A 12942-nucleotide genomic window follows, 5' to 3' on the forward strand; every position below is an offset into this window, starting at 1 on the left:
GCATGCGCCGGTTCCGTTGCTCCTTTATTTTGGCGGTCGCCGTTACCTTTACCACAGGTGCCTTCGCTGCAGAGACGCCGTCGGCCGGACGTCTCGACCCGCGCGTGACGAGCGTCGTCTACCAACCGAACAATGTCGTACGTGTCTTTGCGACCTACGGCATATCGACCATGATCATCTTCGATGAGGACGAGAAGTTCGAAACCATCGCCGTCGGTGACAGCGAAAGCTGGGACGTGGTGCCGACTGACAAGGGCAACATCCTCTTCGTCAAACCGAAGGCGAAAAACGTCTCGACCAACATGAACGTCGTGACGTCGAAGCGCATCTATTATCTCGAGCTCAACGACTATGCACCGGAAGACAACAAGAAGACCTTCGGCATTCGTTTCGTCTATCCGGACAAGGATCTAAACGCCACGCTTCGCAAAGAGGCCGAGGCGCGTGTCGGATATCCGAACATCTCCGGCATCGACAAGGCCAATGTCAACATCGACTACTCGTTTTCGGGAGACGGCACCCTGAAGCCACTGATGATTTTCGACGACGGCAAAAAGACCTTCTTCAAGTTCGGTCCGAAGGTGCCGGCGATCTTTGCGGTCAATAGCGATTTCAGCGAGACGCTGCGCAACGTCCGCCGCGAGGGCGACTACATCGTCGTCGACGGGACGGCGACACAATACACGCTGCGCGACGGCAATCAGTGGACCTGCATCTTCAATCTCAGGAAGCCCGACTTTGGTCAACCGGATCCAGCCATCATGGGTCCCGCCCCGGATAACAAGGCAACGATGCGCAGAAGGAGCGGCAACGGATGAACAGATCGCCTGAACTCGAAGCGATGCTCGCCGGTGATGAAATCGAGGTGCGCGACCGGCGCGCCAAGCGCAATCAATTGCTTGGAGGTGCCGCCTTGTTGCTCGGCGGAGCGGTCCTGGCATATCTCACCGTCTTCGCACCGCAGAAGCAGCGGCGGGATGTGCTGCACGGCGACGAGGAATTCTCGACCACGACGTTTCGACCGCCCTCCTTCCTTCGAGACGACCAAAAGCCCGAGCAGAAGCCGGCCGACAACATTATCCAGCTTCCCGCGCCGCCTGAGGAAAAGAAGGAAGAACCAACCGATACGACCGAGTTCGACGTCCCGCCGCCTCCGGTGGCGGTCCAGACGGCGGACGAGAAACAACCGCCGGCCGAGGCGTTTCCCAAGCGATATCTTTCGAAGCAGATCATCGTCGATTCCGCCAAAGCGGATCCCGAAAGCGGGGCGCTGTCAGGAAACGGTTCGGAAGGTGGTCCAACCGTTGCCGGCGAGGATCGAAGCAGCAAATTTCTCGCGAGCGCCTCCGCGATCGGTGACCGGTCGGCCAAGGCGCGGCAGATCAGCCGCATCGACGCGATGATCCCGGAAGGAACTCTCATTCCCGGAATCCTGGAGACAGCAATCAACAGCGACCTGCCCGGCCAGGTTCGTGCCATTACGTCGCAAGACGTCTATTCATTTGACGGTCGCCGGATTCTCATCCCGACGGGAACGCGGCTGATTGGCGAATATCAGTCTGATATCACCCGCGGGCAGAAACGAATTTTTGTCATCTGGACCCGGCTGTTGCGCGACGACGGCGTTTCGGTCCGGCTGAACAGCATTGGAACCGACAGCCTGGGTCGTTCCGGTCTGACCGGCATCGTCGACAACAAATGGCGCGAACGCTTCGGATCGGCGATCCTGCTGTCGATCGTCGGCGCCGGATCATCCTACCTGACCGGGTATGGCAGCAATCAGTACAGCACGAGCAGCGGCAACGGTGAATCCGATTCCGCCCGCGCGGCGGAACTTGCGCGCGAGACCATCGCCCAGACCTTCTCCGACATGGCCAACCAGGCACTCGGAGAAAATCTGCGCATTCCCCCGACCATCAGTGTCCATCAGGGCGAACGCATCTTCGTCTATGTTCGCCAGGACCTCGATTTCTCCCCCATGTACCCGGATCCCGTCGAAGAAGCACTGAAGGAGATCAAGCATGAGCGAGGCCTCAATGCGGGTCGTGCCATCAGGCAATGATCCACATTATTTTCTGAAACGAGCGCTGTCGCCGCTCGCGGAATTTCTTGCAGATCCAACCGTTGTGGAGATTTCCGTCAACAGACCGGGCGAAGTCTTTGTCGAGCGGCTGGGTGCTGGCCATATGGAATTCCATTCAATCCCTGCGCTGACCTCTGCCGAGATCGAGCACATCGGCGAACGTGTCGCAGCCGCCAGCAACCAGTTCATAAGCCGCATCAACCCGCTGCTGAGTGCCGCCCTTGCCTCCGGGGAACGCATACAGATCATCCTTCCGCCGGCAGCAGCCGACGGCGGCTCCCTATCGATCCGAAAGCAGGTCATCAGCGATTTTACGTTGGCGCAGTATCGCGATACCGGCGGCCTCGACAACGTGTCGGTGACCCTCGGCGGTCTAAACGAAACCGACCAGAGGCTGATTGCGCTTCTCGAAGCAGGTCGCGTCCACGACTTCATCGAGATGGCTATCCGCGAAAGGGTGTCGATGCTCATCAGTGGCGGAACGTCGACCGGCAAGACAACCTTCCTCAATGCCTGTCTCAAGAGCATCGATGATCACGAGCGCATCCTGACATTGGAAGATACGCGCGAACTCTTTCCTCCACATCGCAACAGCGTCCATCTCGTGGCCTCGCGCGGCGATCAGGGCACCGCCCATGTCACCATTCAGTCGCTGCTCGAGGCGTCACTGCGCATGCGGCCGGACCGGCTCTTCGTCGGCGAGATCCGCGGCGGGGAAGCCTTCGCTTTTCTTCGCGCCATCAACACCGGTCATCCCGGCAGCATGTCGACCGTGCATGCCGACACGCCGATGGGAGCCTACGAGCAACTCGCCATGATGATGATGCAGACCGGCATGTCGTCCGGCTACTCCAAGCAGGATCTCATGTCTTACATCCGCATGGTCATTCCGATCGTCGTCCAGTTGCGCCGCGACGGTGGTCGCCGCGGCGTCTCCGAGATTTACTACGCCCGGCGCGCACCATGAGCCGGTCGTACCTGACTTTCTATTTCATGTTTTGCGCACTGATTGCTGTCGCTGTCTGGATGCTGAGCTACAGCCTGATCCTACTGCTCGTCTGGAAGGACGGTCGCATCCTGCATCTGATGAGCACGAGTAATCCGCTTGCACCAATGCAGCAATTCCTTGCCTATTCCCATAACCGGCCATTGCAGCTTGTGGGATTGGCAGCGCTCGTCCCTGCCCTCCTCACGGCTGCGGGAGCTGCCGCATTCGGATTGCGGCAAGCAACGAGCCCTTTGGGCGATGCAGCGTTTCAGGATGCGGCCTCCCTTCGTCGAGGCGGCTGGTTTCGCAGGGAGGGGGTCGTCTTCGGGCGTATCGGCCGCAGCATCCTCCGGCGGAACGACGATCGCCACCATCTGATCATTGGCCCGACGCGATCCGGCAAAGGCGTGGGCTATGTCATTCCGAATGCCCTGATGTTTCCCGGCTCGATGATTGTTACTGATCTCAAGGGCGAGATTTTTGAACTGACGGCCGGCTATCGAAAAGCCAGGGGACACCAGGTCTTCCTGTTTTCTCCGGGATCGCAGATGACACATCGCTGGAACCCGCTCGACTTCGTACGCAACGACCGCGGCAGCCGGACCATCGACATTCAGAACATTGCGGCAATCCTCATCCCGGAAACGGTCGGCTCCGAGAACGCGGTCTGGCAGGGCACGGCGCAGCAGGTCATTGCAGGCGTGATCAGCTATGTCCTGGAAAGTCCGCACTACAGGAACCGCCGCAATCTTGGCGAGGTGAACAGCTTCTTCAATGCCGGCATCGACCTGCAGGTGCTCATGAAGCTGGTCAAAGAGAACGAGCCCGATCTGTCGAGATTCACGATGGACAGCTTTAATGCCTACATCTCTCTGAACGAACGTGCGGCCCGCTCCGCTCTACTCGATATCCAAAAAGCACTGGCGCCGTTTCGGAATGAACGGGTGACTGCCGCGACGGCCATAACGGACATGGGCCTCGCCTCATTGCAGCGACGGCCGGTGACGATCTACCTTGCGCCGAACATCACTGACATGACCATTCTCCGGCCGTTGCTGACGCTGTTCGTTCAGCAGGTGATGGATCTCCTGACGCGCGAGCACAATCCGGCTGCCGTGCCCGTCTATTTCCTGCTCGACGAATTCCGGCAGTTGAAGAAGATGGACGAGATCCTGAACAAGCTGCCCTATGTGGCCGGCTACAACATCAAGATGGCCTTCATCATCCAGGACCTGAAGAATCTCGATGAGATTTACGGCGAGACTGCCCGCCACTCGCTCCTCGGAAATTGCGGCCTGCAACTCATCCTCGGCGCCAATGATCAGGCCACGGCCGAATATGCTTCTCGCGCCCTTGGCAAGAGAACGATCCGCTATCAATCCGAATCCCGCACGCTGGAATTGGTAGGGCTTCCACGCCGTACCAAGGTAGAGCAGATTCGCGAGCGTGACCTAATGATGCCGCAGGAGGTCAGGCAAATGCCCGAGGACAGGATGATCCTGCTGATCGAGGGACAGCGGCCGATCTTCGGCAACAAGTTGCGATACTTCGCCACGGAGCCATTCAAAAGCGCCGCCGCAATCGCCAGCTCGCATCGAGAGGAGATTCCCGATGTCGAATTTGTCCAGGGCATGACCGTTCCCGCACTCATGCAAGGTTATGGCGCAACGCCGGCCCCTGGTAGCGAGAGCGGCGGAATTGAGAATGCTAGGGAGATCGAAGACGTGCAAGTGACCGCCGCGAAGGCGCCGAAAAAGGTGGCTCAAGTCATTGGGCAGAAAACCGTTGCCGAGCCGCCTCGGAAGCGCACAAAGTCAATCCCATCGAGCAAGGATGCTCCCGAGACACGCCTCGCGACCTCAGCAAAACGGTTGAAGTCGGCCGTCAATTCGACACTTGCCGGATCGTCGGACATGCCAGCGCGGCAACGGCGAAGCATTCAGGATATCCTGGCGCAAACTATTCCTGATCCGGAGGAAATTGGATTGGACTGAGCGGATTCTGTCGCCGCGTCACAGCACCCGCTATCTTGAAGGCAAGAGCTGGCTTATTGCTTTAGACCTAAAAGACCAGACAGAGTAGAGCGTCTTGCCGGCCAGCGGTAAATCGAGGCCTAGTTTGCGAGCCCGCTCTATTGTATGTAGGTCGATGGGATTTCAGTTATTGCAGTTAGGCACGGCTTGCTCTATATACATGGTCAAGGAGTAACCGCCATGACCAGCCACGTTCTTCAGTTTACCGAACTGCCGGATCGCGATCGCAAAGCCGTTGCGCCTATGCCCAAGCTGGCAGAAGGCGACCATGTCGAACTGCGGATTCACCGCGAAGGGGGGCAGCTTCAGACCCTTTCTCTCCCCGCCTCCGCTGTCGCACCTGTCGAAGCGCTCCTCGACCACTTGCGGCGCGGCGAGCGCGTCGCCCTGCTCACGGAAGATCAGGAATTAAGCCCGACCGACGCTTCGACGATTCTCGGCATCTCACGTCCTCTCGTTGTGGTGCGCATGGATCGCGGCGAGCTGCCGTTCCGCTATGTTGGCAAGCATCGCCGAGCCAAGCTGCGGGATGTCCTCGCGCTCAAAGCCAGGCTTGATGCACGCCAACAAGCCCTCGATGCACTGGCCGAAGACACAGAGGATCTGATCGTCAATCATGGCCTCTAAGCCGCCCGTCGCGGTCTATGATGCCTGCGTCCTCTATCCCTTCCATCTGCGCAATGTCCTGGTCCAGTGTGCCTTCGACGGCCTAATCGAAGCGCACTGGACAGACGACATTCATGGCGAATGGATACGCAACCTGGCCGCCAACTCACCCGAAACGCCAGTCTCACGTCTTGAAGCGACCCGCCGCTGCCGTCGCCGCAAAAGCATCCGTGATCGTCACGTGGAATCTTAAGGATTTTCCGGCTGGGGACCTTCGGCCCTATGGCGTAACCTGCACGTCACCCGACGACTTCCTCGCGGGTCTCTATTCCACTTTCTCGAGCGCGTTGATCGACAGCGTCAAGAGCGCTCGGCAAAATCTGCGCAAGACGACACCATCGGCTGAAGAGTTCATCGACGCGCTGGATCATCAAGGGCTGAAGAAGTTTTCAGCCATCCTGCGCCAGAAGGCCACACAGTTGGACTAACGAGCGTTACTCCCGAACTATTTTTCCATGTTGGAGGAACTGGCTCAAGCACGCAACGCCCGCAACTCATAAGACGGTACCCGCCGGCGCGTACCGTCATCATCCCGGTAAGCGGCAACCCTGCTCAGAAGAGGTGGGATAAAATCCACTTCCTCGAAGGTCACGGGGATGGTGTAAAGGATGGCGGCATTTTCGTTCGCCCATCTAACCTCACGCCTTGTAATGGATGGTGGAGCAACGCTGAGCAGGGCAGCTAGCGCGGATAGCGCCATCGTTAGAGCAAGCAATGCGAATTCAACTGTCATGACGAACGGCGGAAGTGGTCCCATCAACGCACCAAGGATCGCCCCAGCCAAAAAAACCACGGCCGGCGCAGCCATCGACCAGACTGTCATCGGTGAGCGGAGCATATAGTTCAACATAGCGACGACCATCCTTGATGCTGAATTTGGTAGAAAATTATCAAAACGGTGACTGCGCAAGGAACCAAGTCCATTGCGATAGCCCCCATTTCCAGGCGACGGTCAGAGCGTGATCGATAACGCCTATGATCATCACAGCCCAGAACACAATGCCAAACACCTTTGCCAATCCCTCTTCACTCTTCTGTTCGGTCTCAGGATTGACGATGATCCGTCGCTCGTCTCGCACACCCGCCACCTATCGCTCGCGGTCGTTCTGATCGCGTTCCCGCCTTTCGTCAGCCTCACGCTGCAACTGCTCGAGTCTCCGAACGTGCTGCTGCATGGGATCCGTCCTTCTGGTATCTCCCGCGTTGCGGTCCACTGTTCCCTCAACCCGCCGCTGGGAAGCAGGGCTGGCAGAGTGCTCCTGAGGCTGATCGCCGTCATCGCGATCTGGCGCCTCTTCGCGGCCTGAACGATCTTCATTGTCGGCGCGCACCTGAACTCCCGCCGCGGCGCCTTCAGCGTCCTTACCCTTTTCGCCACGCTGCTGGCGCGCCCGCTCGGCAGTTTCGATCGCGGTCCGCAGCTCTTCATCGACTTCGGCGATTTCGCGGATCAGACTATTGCCGGCAGCGCCAAGCTCACCGGCTCTCGCCAGCTCCAAGTTGAGACTCGCCTGCAGAGTTTCCTTATCGTTATTGATTTCGCCGACGTCAGCAAGTTCGATCGCTTCACGGTAACGCTCTACTTCGAGCATGAGCTCGTTTGCAGCTTCAACAGTCCGAATCCCGTGCCGCGCTACCGCCTCGTCCCATCTTTGGTTCGCTTCATCGCCCGCTGGACCTCGATCTTCGTCGACTCGCTCGGATCTTGCTTCGCTCTGCTCGGCCTGCTCCATCAGTTCACGACGGACATCAACATGCTCGCGGGCAGCTGCGGCGATTTCCTCGAAACTCGTCTTCTGCTCCGGAGGCATTACGCGTTCTGCCTGAAACAACGCCATTTCCACGCGCTTTTCATAGGCTTCAAACTCGGATCGGTTCATCTGCGATATCCGCTCATCCGGAAAAACGATCTTCTGTAATGTTACCAGATACGTTTCAAATTGCGAGAGTGATTTTTCCGCTTCGCTCGCGACAATCACGTTTGGCGAATCCTCGCTTCGCGCCAATTCCAGCCGCGAAACCTGCTCTTTTGCGAAGCTTGCCGAGCGCTCATCGCTATCCTGCGAGGCTAACACTTCCCATTCACGCTTAGCAATATCAGTATAGTTCCGGCTGATCTCCGTTCGCGCAAAACTACGGTGATCCGAGCGCTTGGCGTCGTACCGGCGCTGCGCTGACTCGCTTGTGCCCTCATGCTCGGTGCGCCCAAGCCGGCTTGTCGGACGCACCTGATTCCTTCCATAGGCCGCAGCGCTGGCGCGTTCACGCCGGTCCGTCATTTCCATGTTGATACCGTGGGCGCGCGCCTTCGCGGCTATCGTCGCCCGCCAACGGCGGAATGTCGGGATCGTCGTTTCGATCCGGTCTCCCATGTCTGACCGCATCGCAATGATGGCATGCACATGGACATGCGGCCGCTTGCCGCCAGCCTCCTCCGCTTTTGGATCCCTGGACGGATCATGCAGAGAAAAGACGTAGCGATAACTGGTAAATTCCTCAGCCAGAAAATCCCGGGCGGCGGCATGGAAGGCCTCGCTATCCGTGCCCGCCCGCGCAGACAGGACAAGATGCATGACATCGCGCGGCTTGCGGCTATGGAACTGGTCTCGCCACTCCTGCTGTACAAGCTCTCCAGCTTGCTTTTCGTCGGAGATTGCCCTGCCCGTTTCATCGTAAACCGCGCCATCATGCCGTTCGACGAGATCGCGCAGACGGCTCGTCCCGTAGTCTGTCCCATTGCCGTAGCCGGTAAATCGGAACGCTGCCGTCTCACCACGCTCGGCGCCGCCATCAAACCGATCCTGAACGATCTCCGACGCCTTCTTGTCCGCTGTGAGCCGCTCACCATTGCTGTCCCGCAACACCGCGACGCCTTCGATCGTGTGACTGGTCCCTTCCCGCCCCGGTCTGACTGCATAGGCAAGACTTCGATCCCCAAGACCGCGCTTCAACAACGCCAGTGAATGCTCGTGATCGTTGCCCCCTTCGCGGAATGCCCCGTTCACCTCCACAGTGAAGGTGGCGATGTCGCGGCTCTCGGCCCGGTTCTTCATCAGGTGGTCCCATTCGCCCCTGACACCAGAGAGTTCATCGCGACCGCGAAGTTGCTCGCCGCGCTCGTTTTCGACGACCACTCCTCCATTGCGCGACACATAGGTGATCATTGCGCCGAGCCGGCCGCCACCGCCAAACGATGCCATCTTGACCACTGCCGGTTGGCTGCCTGACGCGAGGGCGGCAAAGCGGCTCCGCATGGACGGCTCGTCGTCGCGTTCAGTTGCGCGCGCCAGCGTTCCTGTGCGTCGATCGGAATTGCCTCGAAAGCCGCGCACCGGCGATAGTGCACTCGCGCCACCGCCGCGGCGGCGCCTGCGCTCTTCTTCGGCGTCGGCCTTTCCGCGTCCAAGCGACCGCTCGTGTAACAACGCCGCCCGTCGGCTCTCCCATTCCTTCTCAAAGGCACCGAGAAAGAACTCCATCACGCCGCTCCGCGTCGACGAGCCGCACGGACGCCGTAACTGCGCAACTCCATGGCGACCGCTACGACGATTTTTTGGATGTTGATCAAAGCGGAGGACACCCCAGCCGCGTCGATCTGCCCTGCCCTGTTGGCCGCGCGGGCAAGCTGATTGAGGTTCACGCCGATGGCACGCATCTCTGAAGCAAGGATATCGAGAATGGTCCTGTCGTCCTCCGTCAGGAACGGCTGAATGCCCGCTCCTTCCAGCGCCAGCGAGCGCATGAAGCCAGAAACCGTCATGTCAGCCGCGGCGGCCGCATGCTCGACGGCAACGTGTTCCCAGACAGCGAACCGGACATGAACGACACGCTCCTTACGCGCCTTCACCGACACCAAGTTTTGCGACCTGCCGCCGATCACTGCCATTGCATCCTCCGCCAGAAGACCCGCCGCAGGCGCCATCGACGGCCCGTCCGTCGATCGTCAGCAAATTTGTATCACAAATTTGCGTATCCTGCCAAACCATAACTATACTAATTAAGTTACATTTTCAAGCTGACTTGGTACGAAACTGAACCTTCATAAGATTGCCGACTGAACCGGGATCGCTATTGCATCGCCGTTGAGACGCAGACCGCGGGTCTACTGATTATTTCCACAATATTTCAATATAAATGCGTGATGCAGCGATACTGGTGGGTCCCTCGCAATACCCAAAGACCGGACCTGCATTCTACGGCCGACCACCCATAGAATGTTTCCGATTGCCAACATTTCTGGTTGACATATGCTAAACTTATTAAGTTATATTTCGACATCATCGACGGATTTGGCAGCACGAGGTTCTGGAGCATGGGGCGGATATACGCGGCAGTGAGCAACAAGGGCGGCGCCGGCAAAACGACGCTCGTTACCTTGATGGCTGGCGAGTACGCCTTGCGTGGCGAGCGCGTGCTTTTGATCGACGCCGACAGCCGCCAGAACCTTTCGGGATGGTGGCGTCTCTGCCACAACAAGAAGAACATCCCCGCGAATGTCGTAGTGACCACCGCCTCAGCGTCACGGACCCTTGGCTCGGCCGTGGAGCGATTTGCAAGCGCGTTCGATCTCATCATCATTGATGCGCCGGGCGTAGACAGCTCGTTGCAGACCAGCATCATTCGCGCAGCCGAGCTCGTCATCTCTCCGATCCAGCCCGCAATCAAAGAGATCGAAGCTGCCGGCCAGGCCGTGGCAATGGTCAGCCAGATCAACGACGAGGTCGGATCGAGAATTCAGCATCTCAATGTTCGCACGCGGGTGACAATACCCGGCCGTAATCTGGAGGCCTATCGCTATATCAGGCCCTTCGTCGCCGGCCTGCGGGAAGCGGACTATCGGACCGCGCTTCTCGAAACCGAGCTCTTCGAGCGCAACATCTATCGCGAGATCCAGAATGGTCTTGGAACCCTGCAGATGCAGGAATTGACCGACAGTGTCCGCAAGGCGCGCTCGGAGGTGCAGGCCCTCGTTTCCGAGATCGAGGAAAAGCGGTCCGCGTATGATCGGGGGATTGCTGCATGAGCGAGGTGGGCTTGGGGCTCGGCGACTTCATCATCGCGCCGCGGACAGAGCAAACGGAGCGTGGCCGCCAGGAGCCGATGGAGCAGAAACCAACGACCTCGCCGGCGACGATACCTGCGGCAGAGATGGGCGAAACAAAAATCCTGCCAGGGCTTTCAGAGCAGGCTCGCCGTGAGAAGGCGACAACGCGCGCGATCGTGCGGGAAGATGCCCGCCTTGCACTGAAGAACCTCAAGCGCACGAAGGAGCGCGAAGCCAAGTTCTACGTGAACGTCGCCTTGGACTACGATACCAAGGCGCGACTGAAAAAGGCCGCCCATGAGAACGATATCAACATGACGATCATCATGCAGACAGCGATCGACACCTATCTGAAAGACAATGGCTATTGAAGCTCACGCGGTGAAGCCAAGCAAAGACCGCGGAATCGAGGCTGAAAAAGATAGGAGGCAACATGCAGCCACTTTATCCGATTGGCTTGTGCGACTGCTGCCAACGCGACTACCGCCTCAGAAGGGCGGCTTGGCGCTGATGCGACCGTCCTGCTCGGCCCAGATCACCTCGCGCTCGGCGATTGCCAGCTCGAGTTCGGCTTCGATCTGGCGGCGTTCTTCGAGCGTCGCGGCAGCCCGGGCCTCGGCGCGCAGTTCTTCGATGTGCTGTTCGTTGGTCATCGTCGTCTCCTTGAGAGATGTGAGAGATGACGGCGGCACGCAGGGCGGGGAAAGTTAGGTCAAGGCTCGTGGGACACGACCGGCGGAGCCGGCGCGCGGAGGAACCGATTTTGTCGGAGCGGAGTGAAACGAAGGGACGAGAAAATTGGAGGGGCCGCGCGGCCTTGAGCTGGCTTTGCCCGTCCGGCACAATCGGCCGGTCTGAGCAGACAGGTTTTCCTCTCTCGGGGCACTCCATTGCGAGCGTGCGACTTGCTCGAAGGTGGCCAGAGCAATGAGGCGGTTCCTGATCAATGGGGAAGTCAGCAGTGATGATGCAGATGATTTCCAGCATCTGCTGACTCTGGCCTATCGCGATAAGGCCCGCCCGCTTTGTCTCTGCAAGGACGAAGGCGTGCCGATGTACGTCGCCAAGATCGGCGACCAACTGGTGATCAAGAGGATGCCGCTCACCGGCGCAGACCATGACGCCGCATGCCCGTCCTACGAGCCTCCCTATGAGCTGTCGGGTCTCGGCCCCCTGATGGGAGGCGCCATCAAGCTCGATCCAGCGGCGGGGACGGCAGCGCTCAAACTGGACTTCTCGCTATCGAAGCGCCATTCTTCCGGTGCTGGTGCTGTGGGTTCCGAGACGGCCGACAGCGTCAAGAACGACAGCAAGAAGCTCTCGCTCCGCGGCCTGCTGCATTTCCTCTGGCATGAAAGCGGCCTGACGGAATGGACTGCGCATTTTGCGGGCAAGCGGCATTGGTGGCAGGTCTATCATCATCTTCAGGAAGCGGCTCGAACCATGTCGGTTCGGCAGCAAAGTCTCGCGGAGCGCCTCTTTGTCCCCGAGCCGTTTCGGGCCGAGGAGAAGGCAGCCATCGAGCAACGACGGGCGCAGGCCTTATCGCCTTTGTTTCACGCCTCTACCGGTCCAAAGACGTTGATGCTTCTGGTGGGAGAGGTGAAGGAGTTCTCGTCAGCGCGAAATGGTCAACTCGTCATCATCAAACACATGCCGGGGTTTCGTCTCTATCTCGAGGAACCGGCATGGCGGCGCTTGCAGCGCCGCTTCGATACCGAACTGACCCTCTGGGGAAGCAACGAAACCTCCCATCTCATTGCCATCGCGACGATCGCCGGAAGCCCTTCCGGCGTCGTCACCATCAACGAGATCGCGCTGATGACGGTGACGGAACAATGGCTGCCGATCGAAAATGCCTACGAGGAGCGGCTGCTGGATCGATTGACGCGGATGCGCGAAAAAATGGTGAAAGGTCTGCGCTTCGAGCTTTTGCGGACGCAGCCGCTTGCGAACGTGATCCTGCCGGAACATCGGCCATTGGCCCGGGTACTCTATATCGTGCCGCAAGGCGCCGATGAGAGTTTCGAGGCCGCCTTGCGGGAGATGATCGACGCGCGGCCGGATATGTCTGCCTGGATATGGCGCACCGGTGAAGCGGAGATGCCGCCGTTGACCGTCTAAGTCA

At 59.1% G+C, this 12942-nt stretch carries 14 protein-coding genes; 9 read left to right on the plus strand and 5 right to left on the minus strand.

The window, feature by feature from the left end; genetic code table 11:
- Positions 1–2 precede the first annotated feature (2 nt).
- The 6 genes from virB9 (at position 3) to PH547_RS20895 (ending at position 6198) form a co-directional block, all read left to right on the plus strand.
- Positions 3–818: a P-type conjugative transfer protein VirB9 gene (gene virB9, locus PH547_RS20870; protein WP_285169425.1), complete on the plus strand. Its 816-nt coding sequence runs from the start codon at positions 3–5 to the stop codon at positions 816–818.
- Positions 815–2062 carry a type IV secretion system protein VirB10 gene (gene virB10 / locus PH547_RS20875; RefSeq protein ID WP_285169335.1) on the plus strand — a complete coding sequence of 416 codons (1248 nt, stop codon included), beginning with the start codon at positions 815–817 and terminating at the stop codon, positions 2060–2062. The genes virB9 and virB10 overlap by 4 nt, the downstream gene beginning before the upstream one ends.
- Complete coding sequence (gene virB11, locus PH547_RS20880; protein ID WP_285169336.1) at positions 2022–3050, plus strand: P-type DNA transfer ATPase VirB11; 1029 nt, start codon at positions 2022–2024, stop codon at positions 3048–3050. Before virB10 ends, virB11 begins: the two co-directional genes overlap by 41 nt.
- Positions 3047–5065, plus strand: coding sequence for a type IV secretory system conjugative DNA transfer family protein (locus PH547_RS20885; protein ID WP_285169337.1), 2019 nt, complete (start codon positions 3047–3049; stop codon positions 5063–5065). Before virB11 ends, PH547_RS20885 begins: the two co-directional genes overlap by 4 nt.
- Before the next feature lie 219 nt (positions 5066–5284).
- Complete coding sequence (locus PH547_RS20890) at positions 5285–5731, plus strand: helix-turn-helix domain-containing protein (RefSeq protein ID WP_285169338.1); 447 nt, start codon at positions 5285–5287, stop codon at positions 5729–5731.
- A 113-nt stretch (positions 5732–5844) separates the two neighbouring features.
- Positions 5845–6198 carry a VapC50 family PIN domain-containing toxin gene (locus PH547_RS20895; protein WP_285169339.1) on the plus strand — a complete coding sequence of 118 codons (354 nt, stop codon included), beginning with the start codon at positions 5845–5847 and terminating at the stop codon, positions 6196–6198.
- A gap of 44 nt (positions 6199–6242) precedes the next feature.
- Here the strand turns inward: PH547_RS20895 and PH547_RS20900 are convergent, their stop codons facing one another.
- Genes PH547_RS20900 through PH547_RS20915 form a run of 4 tightly spaced genes read right to left on the minus strand, consistent with a single transcriptional unit; the run spans position 6243 to position 9656 of the window.
- Entirely contained in the window at positions 6243–6620 is a 378-nt protein-coding gene (locus tag PH547_RS20900; protein ID WP_104827110.1) for a hypothetical protein, read from the minus strand.
- Between the two features lie 40 nt (positions 6621–6660).
- A complete protein-coding gene (locus PH547_RS20905) occupies positions 6661–6858 on the minus strand; it encodes a hypothetical protein (protein WP_285169340.1) in 198 nt (65 codons plus the stop codon).
- Positions 6859–9249 carry a relaxase/mobilization nuclease domain-containing protein gene (locus tag PH547_RS20910; RefSeq protein WP_285169341.1) on the minus strand — a complete coding sequence of 797 codons (2391 nt, stop codon included), beginning with the start codon at positions 9247–9249 and terminating at the stop codon, positions 6859–6861.
- Positions 9249–9656: a plasmid mobilization protein gene (locus tag PH547_RS20915; RefSeq protein WP_285169342.1), complete on the minus strand. Its 408-nt coding sequence runs from the start codon at positions 9654–9656 to the stop codon at positions 9249–9251. Before PH547_RS20915 ends, PH547_RS20910 begins: the two co-directional genes overlap by 1 nt.
- A gap of 426 nt (positions 9657–10082) precedes the next feature.
- On the opposite strand from PH547_RS20915, the gene PH547_RS20920 reads away from it, so the two are divergent.
- Positions 10083–10793 carry a ParA family protein gene (locus tag PH547_RS20920; protein WP_283053719.1) on the plus strand — a complete coding sequence of 237 codons (711 nt, stop codon included), beginning with the start codon at positions 10083–10085 and terminating at the stop codon, positions 10791–10793.
- Positions 10790–11185, plus strand: a complete 396-nt coding sequence (locus tag PH547_RS20925; protein WP_285169343.1) for a hypothetical protein — start codon at positions 10790–10792, stop codon at positions 11183–11185. The genes PH547_RS20920 and PH547_RS20925 overlap by 4 nt, the downstream gene beginning before the upstream one ends.
- 117 nt (positions 11186–11302) lie before the next feature.
- Here PH547_RS20925 and PH547_RS20930 read toward each other — a convergent pair whose 3' ends face one another.
- Positions 11303–11467: a hypothetical protein gene (locus PH547_RS20930; RefSeq protein ID WP_199773625.1), complete on the minus strand. Its 165-nt coding sequence runs from the start codon at positions 11465–11467 to the stop codon at positions 11303–11305.
- Positions 11468–11741: 274 nt separating this feature from the next.
- Here PH547_RS20930 and PH547_RS20935 point away from each other — a divergent pair, with 274 nt between their 5' ends.
- Positions 11742–12938, plus strand: coding sequence for a DUF1173 domain-containing protein (locus tag PH547_RS20935; RefSeq protein ID WP_285169344.1), 1197 nt, complete (start codon positions 11742–11744; stop codon positions 12936–12938).
- Positions 12939–12942: the final 4 nt, after the last annotated feature.

The organism is Rhizobium cerradonense, from assembly GCF_030182455.1.
Lineage (GTDB): Bacteria > Pseudomonadota > Alphaproteobacteria > Rhizobiales > Rhizobiaceae > Rhizobium.

Bases quoted from the DNA above. Each gene is read 5' to 3' on its own strand.
- PH547_RS20910 (WP_285169341.1), bottom strand. From the start codon at position 9,249: ATGGAGTTCTTTCTCGGTGCCTTTGAGAAGGAATGGGAGAGCCGACGG.
- virB11 (WP_285169336.1), top strand. From the start codon at position 2,022: ATGAGCGAGGCCTCAATGCGGGTCGTGCCATCAGGCAATGATCCACAT.
- PH547_RS20895 (WP_285169339.1), top strand. From the start codon at position 5,845: ATGGCGAATGGATACGCAACCTGGCCGCCAACTCACCCGAAACGCCAG.
- virB10 (WP_285169335.1), top strand. From the start codon at position 815: ATGAACAGATCGCCTGAACTCGAAGCGATGCTCGCCGGTGATGAAATC.
- PH547_RS20925 (WP_285169343.1), top strand. From the start codon at position 10,790: ATGAGCGAGGTGGGCTTGGGGCTCGGCGACTTCATCATCGCGCCGCGG.
- PH547_RS20885 (WP_285169337.1), top strand. From the start codon at position 3,047: ATGAGCCGGTCGTACCTGACTTTCTATTTCATGTTTTGCGCACTGATT.
- PH547_RS20915 (WP_285169342.1), bottom strand. From the start codon at position 9,656: ATGGCAGTGATCGGCGGCAGGTCGCAAAACTTGGTGTCGGTGAAGGCG.
- PH547_RS20935 (WP_285169344.1), top strand. From the start codon at position 11,742: ATGAGGCGGTTCCTGATCAATGGGGAAGTCAGCAGTGATGATGCAGAT.
- PH547_RS20920 (WP_283053719.1), top strand. From the start codon at position 10,083: ATGGGGCGGATATACGCGGCAGTGAGCAACAAGGGCGGCGCCGGCAAA.
- virB9 (WP_285169425.1), top strand. From the start codon at position 3: ATGCGCCGGTTCCGTTGCTCCTTTATTTTGGCGGTCGCCGTTACCTTT.
- PH547_RS20930 (WP_199773625.1), bottom strand. From the start codon at position 11,467: ATGACCAACGAACAGCACATCGAAGAACTGCGCGCCGAGGCCCGGGCT.
- PH547_RS20900 (WP_104827110.1), bottom strand. From the start codon at position 6,620: ATGTTGAACTATATGCTCCGCTCACCGATGACAGTCTGGTCGATGGCT.
- PH547_RS20890 (WP_285169338.1), top strand. From the start codon at position 5,285: ATGACCAGCCACGTTCTTCAGTTTACCGAACTGCCGGATCGCGATCGC.